Origin of the sequence: Micromonospora sp. M42 (genome assembly GCF_000568915.1) — a bacterium.
Classification (GTDB): Bacteria; Actinomycetota; Actinomycetes; order Mycobacteriales; family Micromonosporaceae; genus Micromonospora; species Micromonospora chalcea.
In genome coordinates this window covers 3,592,900-3,607,429 of record NZ_KK037233.1, presented here as the reverse complement: position 1 = coordinate 3,607,429, position 14,530 = coordinate 3,592,900, and the positions used below count along the sequence as shown (strand labels likewise).

General features: G+C 72.1%; 14 protein-coding genes. 9 read left to right on the top strand and 5 right to left on the bottom strand.

What is annotated here, in order from left to right; all coding sequences use genetic code 11:
* Positions 1 to 39 precede the first annotated feature (39 nt).
* Both galK and galE read right to left on the bottom strand, forming a co-directional pair.
* Positions 40 to 1,194 carry a galactokinase gene (galK, locus tag MCBG_RS16325; RefSeq protein ID WP_043326802.1) on the bottom strand — a complete coding sequence of 385 codons (1,155 nt, stop codon included), beginning with the start codon at positions 1,192 to 1,194 and terminating at the stop codon, positions 40 to 42.
* A complete protein-coding gene (galE, locus tag MCBG_RS16320; RefSeq protein WP_043326801.1) occupies positions 1,191 to 2,177 on the bottom strand; it encodes a UDP-glucose 4-epimerase GalE in 987 nt (328 codons plus the stop codon). The genes galK and galE overlap by 4 nt, the downstream gene beginning before the upstream one ends.
* Before the next feature lie 177 nt (positions 2,178 to 2,354).
* Here galE and MCBG_RS16315 point away from each other — a divergent pair, with 177 nt between their 5' ends.
* The 6 genes from MCBG_RS16315 (at position 2,355) to MCBG_RS16290 (ending at position 6,921) form a co-directional block, all read left to right on the top strand.
* The gene (locus tag MCBG_RS16315; RefSeq protein WP_223201244.1) at positions 2,355 to 3,371 is read left to right on the top strand and encodes a hemolysin family protein; all 1,017 of its coding nucleotides are present in this window, start codon (positions 2,355 to 2,357) and stop codon (positions 3,369 to 3,371) included.
* Positions 3,372 to 3,404: 33 nt separating this feature from the next.
* Positions 3,405 to 4,430, top strand: a complete 1,026-nt coding sequence (gene trpS / locus MCBG_RS16310; protein WP_043326798.1) for a tryptophan--tRNA ligase — start codon at positions 3,405 to 3,407, stop codon at positions 4,428 to 4,430.
* A 17-nt stretch (positions 4,431 to 4,447) separates the two neighbouring features.
* On the top strand, positions 4,448 to 5,035 hold the full coding sequence (locus tag MCBG_RS16305; protein ID WP_043326796.1) for a 2'-5' RNA ligase family protein: 588 nt from the start codon (positions 4,448 to 4,450) through the stop codon (positions 5,033 to 5,035).
* A 56-nt stretch (positions 5,036 to 5,091) separates the two neighbouring features.
* A complete protein-coding gene (locus MCBG_RS16300; protein ID WP_043326794.1) occupies positions 5,092 to 6,033 on the top strand; it encodes a YhjD/YihY/BrkB family envelope integrity protein in 942 nt (313 codons plus the stop codon).
* Positions 6,030 to 6,404, top strand: coding sequence for a GntR family transcriptional regulator (locus MCBG_RS16295; RefSeq protein WP_043326793.1), 375 nt, complete (start codon positions 6,030 to 6,032; stop codon positions 6,402 to 6,404). Before MCBG_RS16300 ends, MCBG_RS16295 begins: the two co-directional genes overlap by 4 nt.
* A gap of 73 nt (positions 6,405 to 6,477) precedes the next feature.
* Positions 6,478 to 6,921: a hypothetical protein gene (locus MCBG_RS16290; protein ID WP_043326791.1), complete on the top strand. Its 444-nt coding sequence runs from the start codon at positions 6,478 to 6,480 to the stop codon at positions 6,919 to 6,921.
* A gap of 6 nt (positions 6,922 to 6,927) precedes the next feature.
* On the opposite strand, the gene MCBG_RS16285 is transcribed toward MCBG_RS16290, so the two are convergent.
* The 3 genes from MCBG_RS16285 to MCBG_RS16275 all read right to left on the bottom strand — a co-directional run bounded on the left by MCBG_RS16285 (position 6,928) and on the right by MCBG_RS16275 (position 10,456).
* Positions 6,928 to 7,290, bottom strand: a complete 363-nt coding sequence (locus MCBG_RS16285) for a VOC family protein (protein WP_043326789.1) — start codon at positions 7,288 to 7,290, stop codon at positions 6,928 to 6,930.
* A gap of 162 nt (positions 7,291 to 7,452) precedes the next feature.
* Positions 7,453 to 9,087, bottom strand: a complete 1,635-nt coding sequence (locus tag MCBG_RS16280) for a glycoside hydrolase family 13 protein (RefSeq protein ID WP_043326786.1) — start codon at positions 9,085 to 9,087, stop codon at positions 7,453 to 7,455.
* A 289-nt stretch (positions 9,088 to 9,376) separates the two neighbouring features.
* On the bottom strand, positions 9,377 to 10,456 hold the full coding sequence (locus MCBG_RS16275; protein ID WP_043326785.1) for a LacI family DNA-binding transcriptional regulator: 1,080 nt from the start codon (positions 10,454 to 10,456) through the stop codon (positions 9,377 to 9,379).
* 199 nt (positions 10,457 to 10,655) lie between these two features.
* On the opposite strand from MCBG_RS16275, the gene MCBG_RS16270 reads away from it, so the two are divergent.
* Genes MCBG_RS16270 through MCBG_RS16260 form a run of 3 tightly spaced genes read left to right on the top strand, consistent with a single transcriptional unit; the run spans position 10,656 to position 14,448 of the window.
* Entirely contained in the window at positions 10,656 to 11,909 is a 1,254-nt protein-coding gene (locus MCBG_RS16270; RefSeq protein ID WP_043326783.1) for a sugar ABC transporter substrate-binding protein, read from the top strand.
* Positions 11,909 to 13,552, top strand: a complete 1,644-nt coding sequence (locus MCBG_RS16265) for an ABC transporter permease subunit (protein WP_043326781.1) — start codon at positions 11,909 to 11,911, stop codon at positions 13,550 to 13,552. Before MCBG_RS16270 ends, MCBG_RS16265 begins: the two co-directional genes overlap by 1 nt.
* Complete coding sequence (locus tag MCBG_RS16260) at positions 13,549 to 14,448, top strand: sugar ABC transporter permease (protein ID WP_043326779.1); 900 nt, start codon at positions 13,549 to 13,551, stop codon at positions 14,446 to 14,448. The genes MCBG_RS16265 and MCBG_RS16260 overlap by 4 nt, the downstream gene beginning before the upstream one ends.
* The last annotated feature ends 82 nt before the right edge of the window (positions 14,449 to 14,530 follow it).

Here is a 14,530-nt window from a genome sequence, read left to right as displayed (position 1 = left end):
TCTACCGCAGGCGTTAATAAGGGGCCCTTCCTTACACCCTCAGCCCAGGCGGGTGACGCCGTCGGCCGGGAGGACCGTGAGCGTGCCGGGGGCGGTGAAGCCGCGCTTCGCGTACGCCTCGGTGACGGCGGCGGCCACCGGGTCGGCGGCCTCGGCGTCGACCAGGGCGAGCACGCAGCCGCCGAAGCCGCCGCCGGTCATCCGGGCGCCGTACGCCCCGGCGGACAGCGCCGCCTCGACCGCGGTGTCGATCTCCGGCACGGTGATCTCGAAGTCGTCGCGCATGGAGGCGTGCGAGGCGGTCAGCAGCGGACCGGTGTCGCGGACCCGGCCGGCGCGCAGCAGCGCGACGGTGTCGAGCACCCGCTGGTTCTCGGTGACGACGTGCCGGACCCGGCGGCGGGTCTCGTCGTCGTCGAGGCGGGCCAGCGCGGCGTCGAGGTCGGCCACGTCGACGTCGCGCAGCGCGGTCACCCCGAGCGTCGCGGCGGCCCGCTCGCAGCTGCGGCGCCGGGCCGCGTACTCGCCGTCCGCGTGCCGGTGCGGCGCCCGGCTGTCGATCACCAGCACGGCCAGCCCGGCGGCGTCCAGGTCGAACGGGATCTGCTCGACCTCCTCGGTGCGGCAGTCGAGGAACAGGGCGTGCCCGGCCCGGCCGCGGATCACGGCGGACTGGTCCATGATCCCGGTGGGCGCGCCGACGTAGTCGTTCTCGGCCCGCTGGGCCAGCCGGGGCCACGCCTGCGCGGGCAGGTCGAGGCCGCCGAGGTCGACCAGCGCGGCCAGCACCGCCGACTCGATCGCGGCCGACGAGGAGAGCCCGGAGCCGACCGGCACGTCGGAGGCGACGGCGAGCCGCGCGCCCGGCACGTCGTGGCCGGCGGCGCGCAGCGCCCACACCACCCCGGCCACGTAGGCGGCCCAGCCGTCGACGCCGCCGGGCTCGTCGGCCTCCGCCGTGCCGAACTCGACCGGCTCGTCGTCCAGCTCCGACCAGACCGTCCAGCGTCCGTCGGGGGCGGGCGCGGCGGCGACCACGGTACGCAGCGGCAGCGCGAAGGGCAGCACGAAGCCGTCGTTGTAGTCGGTGTGCTCGCCGATCAGGTTGACCCGTCCGGGTGCCGCCCAGCGGCCGGCCGGCTCGGTGCCGTACCGCTGCCGGAAGCCGGCGGCGGCGCGGTCGGCAACGGTCATGAGGGCTGCCCCGCGACGTGGGCCCGGTAGAACGCCCAGGCGTCGCCGACCATGTCGTGCAGGGTGGGCTTGGCCGGCGTCCAGCCCAGCTCGTCGCGGGCCAGCGCGGAGGACGCGACCAGCTCGGCCGGGTCGCCCTCGCGGCGGGGGGCCACCTCGACCGGCACCGGGTGGCCGGTGACCTCGCGGACCACGTCGACCACCTGCCGGTTGGTGAAGCCGTTGCCGTTGCCCAGGTTGTAGATGCGGTGCCGACCCGGGGTGGCGGCGTCGAGCGCGAGCAGGTGGGCGCGGGCCAGGTCCTCCACGTGGATGTAGTCGCGTACGCAGGTGCCGTCGACAGTGGGGTAGTCGTCGCCGAAGAGCTGGAGCTTCTCCCGCCGCCCGGCGGCCACGTCGAGCGCGATCGGGATGAGGTGCGTCTCCGGGTCGTGCCGTTCGCCGATGGCCAGCCCGTCGCGCAGGTACGCCCCGGCGACGTTGAAGTAGCGCAGCGAGACGGCGGCCAGGTCGTGCGCGATCGCCTCGGAGGTGAGCGCCATGTCGACGGCCAGCTTGGTCGCGCCGTAGGTGCTGGTGGGGGCCTTGACGGCCGTTTCCGGGATGGGTAGTTCGGTGGGGTTGCCGTAGACGGCGGCGGTGGAGGAGAAGACCATCCGGGGCACCCGGGCGGCGCGGACCGCGTCGATGAGCGCGATCGAGCCGACGGTGTTGGTGTGCCAGTACAGCTCGGGCCGGATCATCGACTCGCCGGCGGCGATGAGGGCCGCGAAGTGCAGCACGCCGTCGTACCCGGCGTCGGGGGTGAGCACCCGGGCGGCCTCGTGCACCGGCAGGTCGACGTGGGTCGCCTCGGGGGCGAGGGCTTCCCGGTGACCGGTGCGCAGGTCGTCCAGCACGGTCACCTGGTGGCCGTGGTCGAGCAGCATCCGGGTCACCACGCTGCCGATGTAGCCGGCGCCGCCGGTGACGAGCAGTTTCACGTCGGTCGTCCTCCTGCCTGGGCCGCGTCCCGCGGCCTTCCCGCGATCACCCTACGGCCGGGGGCGGTGTCGCGGCTGTCGAGTTGAGCCCGCCTCCATTCCATCACAATCCTTCATGACTGAACAGATCCGAACATCGGCCCGAGCGTACGGTGGCCGCTGTCTACCATCCTTCTCATGCGGGAGGGTGGTGGTCCCGGGCCCCGGCGGCGTCCGCCGGGGCGGCTCCGACGCGAACCCGGCCCGCTGGCCCGCACCGTGGCCCGCCTCGTGGTGCGGGCCGCCGACGGCGCCACCCGCCTGGTGACCGACCTGCTCGGCGCCAGCCCGGTCGCCGGCCGGGAGCGGATCAGCGAGGCCGAGCTGCGGGACCTGGTCGCGGCGAACACGCTGCTCGACGCCGACGAGCGCCGGATCATCGACGAGGTGCTGCTGGCCGGCGCCCGGCTCGTCCGCGAGGTCATGGTGCCCCGCACCGAGGTGGTCTTCCTCAGCGCGGCGCTGCCGCTGGCCCAGGCGCGGCGACTGGTCCGGGACGACCCGCACACCCGCTACCCGGTGGTCGACGGCACCCACGACGACGTGGTCGGCATGGTGCACCTGCGGGACGTGCTGCTGCGCCCGGAACCCGACCGGCCGCTGGTGGTCGGCGAGCTGACCCGCGAGGTGAAACGCCTGCCGGACAGCAAGCGCGTGCTCGCGGCGCTGACCGAGATGCGCCGGGAGGGCCACCACCTGGCCGTGGTCATCGACGAGTACGGCGGCACCGCCGGCATCGTCACCTGCGAGGACCTGGTCGAGGAACTGGTCGGGGAGATCCGCGACGAGGAGCACGGCCCGCCCGAGCCGGAATCCACCGGGCTGCCCGCCGTCGTGGACGGCCGGCTCAACCTGACCGACTTCGCCGAACGTACCGGGGTGCCGCTGCCCGCCGGCCCGTACGAGACGGTGGGCGGGTTCGTGATGGCCGCGCTGGGCCGGCTGCCGGTGGCCGGGGACGAGGTGCCGGTGGCGCTCGACCCGGAAGGCGGATCGGTCCCCGCCGATCCGGCCGGCTGGCTGCTGCGGGTGCTGGCGCTCGACGGCCGGCGGGTGTCCCGCCTGGCGGTCTCCGCCGCGCGGCTGCCCGAGCCCCGGCGTGAGGTGAACAGTCCGCTTCCGCCCGTACCCGCCCGATCCACCGGCCCGTCATGACGGACGCCGGGGCTTGCTGACAGAATTGCCGCCATGTCCGACGTACCCGCCCGCCCGCGCGTCTTCTCCGGCATCCAGCCGACGGCCGACTCGTTCCACCTCGGCAACTACCTGGGCGCGCTGCGGCACTGGGTGGCGTTGCAGGACAGCCACGACGCCTACTACTGCGTGGTCGACCTGCACGCGATCACCGCCGGGCACGACCCCAAGGTGCTCAAGCACCGCAGCCGGGTGGCCGCCGCGCAGCTGTTCGCGCTCGGCCTCGACCCGGAGCGCAGCACGCTGTTCGTCCAGTCGCAGGTGCCCGAGCACCCGCAGCTGGCCTGGGTGCTCGGCTGCATCACCGGGTTCGGCGAGGCCGGCCGGATGACCCAGTTCAAGGACAAGTCGCAGAAGCAGGGCAGCGAGCGGGCCAGCGTCGGCCTGTTCACGTACCCGATCCTGCAGGCCGCCGACATCCTGCTCTACCAGGCGAACGCGGTGCCGGTGGGCGAGGACCAGCGGCAGCACCTGGAGCTGTCCCGCGACCTGGCGCAGCGGTTCAACTCGCTGTTCGGGCGCACCTTCACGGTGCCCGCGCCGCACATCGTGAAGGACACCGCGAAGATCACCGACCTGCAGGACCCGACGGCGAAGATGTCGAAGTCGTCGTCCTCCCCGGCCGGCATCATCGACCTGCTGGAGGACCCGGCCCGCTCGGCCAAGAAGATCCGCTCGGCGGTCACCGACACCGGCCGCGAGATCGTCTTCGACGCCGAGGGCAAACCGGGCATCAGCAACCTGCTCACCATCTACTCGGCGCTGTCCGGCCGGTCCATCGACGACCTGGTGGCCGCGTACGACGGCAAGGGCTACGGCGACCTCAAGAAGGACCTGGCCGAGGTGGTGCGCGAGTTCGTCACCCCGATCCAGGAACGCACGAACGGCTACCTGAACGACCCGGCCCAACTGGACAAGCTGCTCGCGCGGGGCGCGGAGAAAGCCCGCGTGGTGGCCGACGCGACGCTGCGTGCGGCGTACGAGCGGGTCGGTTTCTTCCCGCCGGTGCGGTTCGAGTAGCGGCCCGGGCGGAACGGGTGACGCAGCCGGAGGCCGGAGGGGTGGCGCGCGACGTGGCGGGCAATGACGCGGCGCCGGGCGGCGCGGACACGATCCAGATCGGGATCGCCGTCGACATCCCCGAGCCGTGGGGCGGGATGCTCACCCGCCGCCGGGTCGAGGCCGGCGACCCGGCGGCCGTCCCCGCGCACGTCACCCTGCTCGGGCCCACCGAGATTCCGGTACGCGCGCTGCCCGCCGTCGAGGAGCACCTGGACCGGGTCGCCGCCGCGCACCTGCCGTTCACGCTGCACCTGCGCGGCACCGGCACGTTCCGCCCGGTCACCCAGGTGGTCTTCGTGGCGGTGGCGGCCGGGATCAGCGAGTGCGAACTGCTGGCCGCCGCCATCAACTCCGCTCCCGAGCTGCGCCGCGAGCTGCGTTTCCCGTACCACCCGCACGTCACAGTGGCACAGGACGTGCCACCCGAGGTGCTCGACAAGGCGTACGAGGATCTGGCCGACTTCTCCGCGCTGTTCCAGGTGGAGGCGTTCACGCTGTTCTCGCACAGCGGGGCTACCCGGTGGCAGCCCCGGCGCGACTTCCGGCTCGGCGGGGCGAGCTGAACATTCGACCGGCCGGGGCTCCTCCGCCACGGGCGGAGATCAGCGAGGATGACGGGGTGAACGTCTTCGGCCGGATCGAGGCGGCGGTCGGGCGCCGCATCGACGCGGCCCGGGGCCGGTCGTCGGTCTTCGACCACGTGTGGCGCGCCGGGACGCTCTACGCCGACCTGCTCGCCGGGCGGCTCGCCGCCGCCATCGCGTACTACGGCTTCTTCGCCGTGTTCGCGCTCGCGCTCGTCGCGTACTGGGTCTTCGGCGCGGTGCTGCGCGACAACGAGGAGGTCAGCCGCGCGGCCGCCCACTTCCTCGAAGAGAACCTGCCCTTTCTCGACCCGGCGCAGATCGCCGAGAGCAGCAACACCGTCGGCGTGGTCGGCCTGGTCATCCTGGTGTTCACCGGCATCGGCTGGGTGGAGGCGATCCGCTCCTCGCAGCGGCTGATGTACGGCTTCAACCAGCAGCCCGGCAACCTGGTGATGCGGCGGCTGGTCGACCTGGGCGTGCTGGTCGCGGTCTTCGTGCTGCTGTTCGTCTCGGTCGCCGCCGTGGACGCGCTGGAGTCGCTGCTGCGTTTCCTGCTGCGCAGCACCGGCTCGGTGGGCCTGACCACGGTCAGCGCGGTGCTGAGCGTGCTCGTCAACGCCGTGCTGGCCGCCGCGCTGCTGCTCGCAGTGCCCCGGCTGCGGATGAGCCGGCGCCGGCTGCGACCGGCGGTGCTCGCCGTCGCGATCGGCATCACCCTGCTCAACACGGTGGGGCGCTACTACGTGGTACGCACCGAGCGGAACCCGGCGTACACGGTGGTCGCCACCGCCGTGGGCCTGCTGCTCTACCTCTACCTGCTCAACCAGTTGGTGCTCTTCGGCGCGGCGCTCGCCGCCACCAGCCCGTACGGCCGGGTGGTGGACCTGGCCGAGGGCGGCGCCCGGGAGGTGGACGTGGAGGCGGACGTGCTCGACGAGGAAACCGAACCGGGAACGCCGGGAGGGGCGGGATGAGCGCGCGGATCCGGATCGACGCGGCGTCGGCGGTGCCGCCGTACGAGCAGGTGCGCGCGCAGTTCGCGGCGCGGATCGGCGACGGGCGGCTGCCGGTGGGGACCCGGCTGCCCGCGGTCCGGCAGCTCGCGGCGGACCTGGGGCTGGCGGTGAACACGGTGGCGCGGGCCTACCGGGAGCTGGAGGCCGCCGGGCTGGTCCAGACGCGCGGCCGGCACGGCACGGTGGTCGCGCCGGGGCGGGACGACGCCGTCGACCGGTTGCAGCAGGCCGCCGCCGGGTACGCCGCCGAGGCGCGCCGCCTGGGCGTCCCGCCGGAGCGGGCGGTCGCCCTGGTCCGCGCGGCGCTGGACGCCGGCACGCGTGGCTGAGCGTGGTCCCCTGAGCGGGGAGAGTCGAGCCGATGCGTTCCCCGGGCGGATCCCGTCCGACGATGATGGGCCGGTGGGCGCACTCGTGACACTCGACCTGCCGGACGACTCGCCGATGCTCGGCCTGCCGTGGATCATCACGTTCGGCCCGCTCGGCGCGGACGACGAGTGGGAGCCGGTGGTCTGCGGCCCGTACGAGCGGGCGCACGCGCTGGCGCTGGCCGAGGCGGTGGTGGCCGAGGAGCAGTTGATGGCGGTGGTGGAGCCGCTGCTGCCCGCGCTCACGCCGGAGGAGATCCGGGGTGAGATCGCCGCCGCGCAGATCGCCGCCGAGGACGAGGCGGCCGAGATCGACCAGGCTGACCTGTACGGCGACTTCGAGGACGTCATCGACGAGGAGCTGGAACGGGCCGCCGAGCGCGAGCCGGAGCCCGAGCCGGCGAAGGCGCCCGACCGGGAGGAGATCCGGGCCGGGTTCGCCCGGATCGCCGCGCTGCTCACCGCCAAGGGCGGCTGAGGACGCTCAGCGCGGCGGCCCGTCGAGCACGCAGAACTCGTTGTCCTCCGGGTCGACGAGCACCACGAAGCCCTCCGCGCCGGTCTGCCCGACGTCGGCGCGCCGGGCGCCGAGCCCGATCAGTCGCTCGACCTCCGCCGTCTGCCCCTCGTCGGCGACCAGGTCCAGGTGGAGCCGGTTCTTGCCGCGCTTCGGGGTGCCGCTGCCCTGCAACCAGACGGTCGGGCCGGGCCGGCCGGGCGGCGGGTAGAGCTTCGCGTTGCCGTCGTCGCCCTGCGAGACGGTGTAGCCGAGGGCGGCGGACCAGAACCGGGCCATCCGGTCCAGGTCGCTGACATCGAGGGTGTACTGCGCCACGCGTGCGGTCATCCCCTGGTGGTACCCCGGGCTGCCGGGATGGACACCGGCCCCCCGGGAGCGGACTCCCGAGGGGCCGGGACCACCTCACCCCCCACCACAAGGGGTCGGCAGCCCAGCCGCCCGTCGGCGCGGAGCACAACGGACGGCCAGGTCGTTGGCGGGTTACCCGGCTCAGCGCCGTTCGAACCACGCAGCCGCGTCCACCGGCAGGACGTGCCCGTCGCCCCGCTCGGTGAGGTCGGCGCTCGCGACGAGCGGGCGGCCGTGGCCGCTCACCGTCACGTCGGCGCCGCTGATGTTGACCACACAGGTCAGCTCGGCGTCCCCGGCGGCGCGGCGGAACGCGAGTACGCCGGGCTCGGTCTCCAGCCAGGTGATGCCGCCGACCCCGGCGAGCGCCGGGTGCTCGTGCCGGATCCGCAGCGCGGTCCGGTACAGCTCCAGCGTCGAGCCGGGCGCACCGGCCTGGGCGGCCACCGACAGCTCCCGCCAGGTCGCCGGCGCCGGCAGCCAGCTCAGCTCGCTGCCGTCGGGCCCGAAGCCGTACGGGGGCAGGTCGCCGCCCCACGGGATCGGCACCCGGCAGCCGTCGCGGCTCTCCCCGGTACGCCGGAACGCCGGGTCCTGGCGCAGCTCGTCGGGGAGGTCCAGCACCTCCGGCAGGCCCAGTTCCTCGCCCTGGTAGACGTACGCGCAGCCGGGCAGCGCGAACATCAGCAGCGCGGCGGCGCGGGCGCGGCGCAGGCCGACCTCGCCGTCGCCGTACCGGGTGACGTGCCGCTGCCGGTCGTGGTTGGACAGCACCCAGGTGGTCGGCGCGCCCACGATCGTGGACTCGGCCAGCGCCGTGTCGATCACCTTGCGGAACGAGTCGGCCGACCAGGTGGCGTCGAGGAAGTCGAAGCTGAACGCCTGGTGCAGCTCGTCCGGGCCGATGTAACGGGCCAGCCGCTGCGGGGTCTCGGCCCACGCCTCGGCCACCGCCATCCGGCCGCCCGGGTAGCTGTCCAGGATCGGCCGCCAGGCGCGGTAGATGTCGTGCACCTCGTCCTGGTCGAAGTACGGCAGCCGGCCCTTGCCCAGCAGCTCGGACTGGCGCCGGCCGGTGGTCATCGAGTTGAAACCGACGTCCGGCAGGCCCTCGGCCTTGATCATTCCGTGGGCCACGTCGATCCGGAAGCCGTCCACGCCCCGGTCCAGCCAGAAGCGCAGGACGTCCTCGAACTCGGCCCGTACCTCGGGGTGGCGCCAGTTCAGGTCGGGCTGGGCAGGGTCGAACAGGTGCAGGTACCACTGGCCGTCGACCACGCGCGTCCAGGCCGGGCCGCCGAAGATGCTCTCCCAGTCGTTCGGGGGCAGCTCGCCCTGCTCGCCCTTGCCGTCGGCGAACAGGTAGCGCTCACGCTCCGGCGAACCGGGGCCGGCGGCGAGCGCGGCGGCGAACCACGGGTGCGCGCTGGAGGTGTGGTTGGGCACCATGTCGACGATGATCCGCAGGCCGAGCGCGTGCGCGTCGGTGATCATCTCGTCGAAGTCGGTCAGGTTGCCGAACAGCGGGTCGACGTCGCGGTAGTCGGCCACGTCGTAGCCGGCGTCGACCTGCGGCGAGGTGTAGAACGGCGTCAGCCAGAGCGCGTCCACGCCGAGGTCGCGCAGGTAGGGAAGGCGCTGCCGGATGCCCTGGAGGTCACCGACCCCGTCGGCGTTCGCGTCGGCGAAGCTGCGGACGTACACCTGGTAGACGACCGCGGACCGCCACCAGTCGTCGTCGGCGGTCCGTGGCGTGGGGGTGGTGGCGGAGGTCATCGCTGTCGATTCCCGTTCTGTGGTGGCGCAGGGTGTCAGAGCAGAATGCCGCCACAGCCCTGCAAGAGTCAAGCATTCCTTGCGCAAGAAATGACAGCCATCACCCGCGCCGACCCTGCCCCCGTCTCCCGAATCCCGGGACGCCCACCCACCCACCCACCCACCCCCACTGCCGCCGATCCGGTCGATCATGAGGTTGACGGCAGTCTCTGCCCGCTTTGTCCCCGCCAACTTCATGATCGCCGCGCCCTGAGCCGGGCGGGAGGGAGGGGGAGGGGAGTGCGGGGCGTCAGGCGGGGATGGGGAGGGAGGGGGAGGACGGGCTGGCGGGGCGCTGGCGCTTCGGGGGGTCGGCGGGGCGGGTCACCGCGGTCGAGCCGCGTACCACCAGCTCGGGCCGGAACAGGTACTCGGAGTTCGGGGAGGGGTGGCCGTTGATCTCGTCGACCAGGGCCCGCACCGCCGCCACCGCCATGGCGGCCACCGGCTGGCGCACTGTGGTCAGCGGCGGGTCGGTGAACGCCATCAGCGGGGAGTCGTCGTACCCGACCACGGAGACGTCGTCGGGCACCGACAGGCCGCGCTGGCGGGCGGCCCGGATCGCGCCGAGCGCCATCAGGTCCGAGCCGCAGACCAGTCCGGTCACGCCGCGTTCGATGAGCCGGCCGGCGGCGGCCTCGCCGCCCTCGACGCCGAACAGCGACAGCTCGGTCAGCTCGGTCAGCTCGTCGGAGGTGATGTCGGTGAGGCGCCCCATCGCGGCCTTGTAGCCGGCGACCTTGCGCTGCACCGGCACGAACCGGTCCGGGCCGGTGATCAGGCCGATCCGGCGGTGCCCGAGCGCGACCAGGTGGGCGACCGCCAGTTCGGCGGACTCCCGGTCGTCGCAGGAGACGAACGGCGCGGGGATGCCCGGCGCGTACCCGTTGATCATGACGATCGGCAGCGGCCGGGCCAGCAGCGTGCGGTAGCGGTCGTGGTCCGCGGCGGTGTCGGCGTGCAGGCCGGAGACGAAGACGATGCCGGAGACCTGCCGGTCCAGCAGCATCTCCACGTACTCGTCCTCGCGGACGCCGCCTGGGGTCTGCGTGCAGAGCACCGGTGTGTAGCCGGTGGGGGCGAGCGCGGACTCGATGATCTGGGCGAACGCCGGGAAGATCGGATTGTCCAGCTCCGGCACGACCAGGCCGACCAGCCCGGCGCTGCGCTTGCGCAACCGGGCCGGACGTTCGTACCCGAGCACATCGAGGGCGGTGAGGACGGCCTGCCGGGTCTCGGGGGCCACGCCGGGGCGGTCGTTGAGCACCCGCGACACCGTGGCCTCGCTGACTTCGGCCTGTTGGGCGATGTCGGACAGTCGAGCGCGCATGTGCGGCACTTTAGCCCAACGGCAAAGTCTTGCGTACACTTCTGCAAGCCCTTCCATTCTCTGCAACCTCTTGCTAACGTCCCCGCAACATGCGAGAGCAGCGGCGCAGCACCCCTGTGCCGGTCAGCAAGAAATTTCAGAGGTTTCCACTGGCGGGCCGCCCCTCCCCCGGCGGGCCGCCATGACGACAGGAGTACCGATGCGCATCCGTACCGCGGGTGTGGTCGCCGTCCTCGGCCTGGCGCTCGCCGCCTCCGGCTGTGGTGACAGCGGCAGCGACGACAAGCCGGCCGCCGGCGAGTCCGCCAAGGCGACCGGCGGCAAGCTGGTCATCTGGGCCGACGACAAGCGCACGGCCGCCCTCAAGCCGTTCGCCGAGGAGTTCGGCAAGGAGAACGGCGTGACCGTCGAGGTCCAGGCCGTCTCCAAGGACCTGCAGACCAACTTCGTCACCGCCTCGCAGCAGGGCAGCGGCCCGGACGTCGTGGTCGGCGCGCACGACTGGATCGGCAACCTGGTCCAGAACGGCGCCATCGACCCGGTGCAGCTCCCGGCCGAGCAGAAGAGCGGCTTCAACGAGACCGCGATCAAGGCCGTCACGTTCAACGGCCAGCTCTACGGCGTGCCCTACGCCACCGAGAACGTCGCGCTGATCCGCAACACCGAGCTGGCCCCCGAGGCGCCGAAGACGATCGAGGACCTGGTCGCCACCGGCAAGAAGCTCAAGGCCGAGAAGAAGGCCAGCGAGATCCTGTGCCTGCAGTCCGGCCAGAACGGCGACGCCTACCACATCTACCCGCTCTACACCTCCGGCGGCGGCTACCTGTTCGGCACCACGGCGAACGGCGACTACGACCCGAAGGACCTGGGCGTGGGCAAGCCGGAGTCGATCGCTGCCTTCCAGAAGATCGCCAAGCTGGGTGAGAAGGGCGAGGGTGCGCTGAAGCGCTCCATCACCGGCGAGAACTCCATCGCCACCTTCACCGGCAAGAAGTGCGCGTTCCTGGTCTCCGGCCCGTGGGCAGTGGCCGACGCCAAGAAGGCCAACATCTCCTACGACATCTCCCCGGTCCCCGGCTTCGCCGGTGGCCAGGAGGCCCAGCCGTTCGTCGGCGTCCAGGCGTTCTACGTGGCCGCCAAGGGCAAGAACAAGGCCCTGGCCCAGGAGTTCGTCACCAACTACGTGACCAAGCCCGAGCTGGCCGTCGCGCTGTACAAGGCCGAGCCGCGCCCGCCGGCGCTGACCGCCGCCTTCGACCAGGTCAAGGGCGAGGACCCGGACCTGGCCAAGTTCTCCGAGGCCGGCAAGAACGGCCAGGTGCTCCCGGCGATCCCGGCCATGGCCGCGATCTGGGACCCGTTCGGCAAGGCGGAGGCCGCCATCATCGGCGGCGCCGACCCGGCCAAGACGATCACGGCCGCCGGCAAGACCATCCAGGGTCAGATCAAGTAATGAGCGCGCCGCTGTCCGGCCCGGGGTCTGCACCGCAGGCCCCGGGCCGGGAGCCCGCACGCCCCGGGCTCCCGCGCACGTCCCGTACCGCGCGGCAACACGCGCCGATCACCGCGACCGGCCTCGTCGTCAAGGTGGTCCTGCTCGGCCTGGTGGCCGGGATCGCGATCTGGGCGGCCTTCCCGCTCATCGAGGCCGAACACTGGATCGGGCTGGGCATCCTGGTGGCCACCACCGCCGGCCTGTTCTACCTCTACCTGAGCCGCCGGCACATTCCGGCCAAGTACCTGGTCCCCGGCACGCTCTTCCTGATCGCCTTCCAGGTCTTCCCGGTGCTCTACACCGCGAGCACCGCGTTCACGAACTTCGGCGACGGCCACCGCGGCAGCAAGGACGACGCGATCGTCGCCGTGCAGACCTCCTCGGTGAAGCAGGTCCCCGGCTCGACCGAGTACAACCTCACCATCGCCACGAAGGGCGACCCGGCGAGCGGCCCCCTGGTCTTCCTGCTCAGCGACCCGAAGACCAAGGACGTCTTCGCCGGCGACGCGGACGGGCTGCGCAAGCTGGACGCCGCCGACGTCGAGGTGAGCAGCCTCAGCGGCAAGATCACCGCCGCGGACGGCTACACCCTGCTGAACATCGGGCAGGCCAGCAGCCGCAGCGACGCCGTCACCGCGCTCATCGTGCCCACCGACGAGGGCGCCATCCGCTCCAACGGCCTCACCCGGGCCTACGAGGGCAAGGCGATCCGGGCGTACGACGCCGGCTGCGACTGCGTCAAGGACAGCGAGACGGGCAAGACGTGGACCGCAGACGAGGAGTCCGGCTCCTTCGTCGCCGCCGACGGCGAGCGTCTCGCCCAGGGCTGGAAGGTCGACGTCGGGCTGAAGAACTTCAGCACCGTGCTCACCGACCCGAACATCTCCGGCCCGTTCTTCGGCACGCTGGCCTGGAACTTCGCGTTCGCGATCGGCTCCACCGGCCTGACGTTCCTGCTCGGCATGGCCATCGCGCTCGCGCTGCACTCACCTCGGATGCGGGGTACCAACTTCTACCGGGTGCTGCTGATCCTGCCGTACGCCATGCCGTCGTTCGCGATGCTGCTGATCTGGCGGGACATGTTCAACACCGACTTCGGCCTGCTCAACAACCTGTTCGGGCTGGACGTCGACTGGTTCGGCGGCAACTGGTCGGCCCGGATCGCGGTGCTGCTGGTGCAGCTCTGGCTCGGCTACCCGTACATGTTCCTGGTGGCCACCGGCGCGTTGCAGGCCATTCCGCGGGAGCTGACCGAGGCGACCTCGGTCGACGGCGCGTCGCCCTGGCAGTCGTTCCGGTCGGTCACCCTGCCGCTGCTGCTGGTGGCGCTCTCGCCGCTGCTGATCGCGTCGTTCGCGTACAACTTCAACAACGTCAACGCGATCCTGTTCACCACCGAGGGCGGCCCGTTCGCGCCGGACAACCCGACGAACGGCGCCACCGACCTGCTGATCACCTACACGTACCGGCTCGCGTTCGGCGCGCAGGGCGCCGAGTTCGGCCTGGCCGCCACCGTCTCGATCTTCATCTTCGCGATCGTGGCGACGGTGTCGGCGATCAGCTTCCGGCGGACCCGTAAGCAGGAGGAGGTGTACTCGTGACCACAATCGCGCGGAAGCCCACGGCCACCCGCACGCCGGCCCGCCGCTCGCGTGGACGCTGGTTCGCGCAGGTCGGCTGGCGGCACGTGGTGGGCGTGCTGGCGGTGGCGTTCAGCCTCTTCCCGATCCTGTTCGTGATCTCGGCGGCGCTCAACCCGCTCGGCACGCTCTCCTCCACCGAGTTGCTGCCGACCGGCGCGTCGCTGGAGAACTTCACGAACCTGTTCGACCGGACCGCGTTCGGCCACTGGTTCCTCAACTCGCTGCTGCTGGCGGGCGTGGCCAGCTTCGCGTCGATCTTCCTGTCGTCGCTCGCGGCGTACGCGTTCTCCCGGATGCGCTTCGCCGGGCGCCGGGTCGGCCTGCTCGCGCTGCTGCTGATCCAGATGTTCCCGCAGTTCCTGGCGATCGTGGCGATCTTCCTGATCTTCACCACGCTCACCGACCTCTACCCGGCGATCGGGTTCAACACCCCGTGGGGCCTGTTCCTGCTCTACATGGGTGGCGCGCTCGGCGCGAACACCTGGCTGATGAAGGGCTTCTTCGACACGCTGCCGAAGGAGCTGGACGAGTCGGCGACCATGGACGGCGCGTCGCACGTGCAGGTCTTCTTCCGGATCATGCTGCCGCTGGTGGCGCCGATCCTGGCGGTGACCGGCCTGCTCGCCTTCATCGGATCGATCAACGAGTTCATCATCGCCAACGTGTTCCTCACCGAACCCGAGGCGAAGACGCTCGCGGTCGGCATGTACGGCCTGGTGGCCGGCGAGCGCAACAACAACTTCGGGATGTTCGCGGCGGGCACCCTGCTCACCGCGATCCCGACGGTGCTGGTGTTCCAACTGCTCCAGCGCTACATCGTCTCCGGACTCACCTCCGGAGCGGTAAAGGGCTGAGCCTCCTCGGCTCACGCTGCGGCAAGGGCGTCGTGTCGGCGTACACCGGAGCGGTTCTCGGGCGGACCGCCGCGGTCGGGTG

Coding starts and splice junctions, on each gene's coding strand:
- MCBG_RS16280 (WP_043326786.1), bottom strand. CDS start 9,087: ATGACCTCCGCCACCACCCCCACGCCACGGACCGCCGACGACGACTGG.
- MCBG_RS16270 (WP_043326783.1), top strand. CDS start 10,656: ATGCGCATCCGTACCGCGGGTGTGGTCGCCGTCCTCGGCCTGGCGCTC.
- MCBG_RS16295 (WP_043326793.1), top strand. CDS start 6,030: ATGAGCGCGCGGATCCGGATCGACGCGGCGTCGGCGGTGCCGCCGTAC.
- galK (WP_043326802.1), bottom strand. CDS start 1,194: ATGACCGTTGCCGACCGCGCCGCCGCCGGCTTCCGGCAGCGGTACGGC.
- MCBG_RS16315 (WP_223201244.1), top strand. CDS start 2,355: ATGCGGGAGGGTGGTGGTCCCGGGCCCCGGCGGCGTCCGCCGGGGCGG.
- MCBG_RS16265 (WP_043326781.1), top strand. CDS start 11,909: ATGAGCGCGCCGCTGTCCGGCCCGGGGTCTGCACCGCAGGCCCCGGGC.
- MCBG_RS16275 (WP_043326785.1), bottom strand. CDS start 10,456: ATGCGCGCTCGACTGTCCGACATCGCCCAACAGGCCGAAGTCAGCGAG.
- MCBG_RS16285 (WP_043326789.1), bottom strand. CDS start 7,290: ATGACCGCACGCGTGGCGCAGTACACCCTCGATGTCAGCGACCTGGAC.
- trpS (WP_043326798.1), top strand. CDS start 3,405: ATGTCCGACGTACCCGCCCGCCCGCGCGTCTTCTCCGGCATCCAGCCG.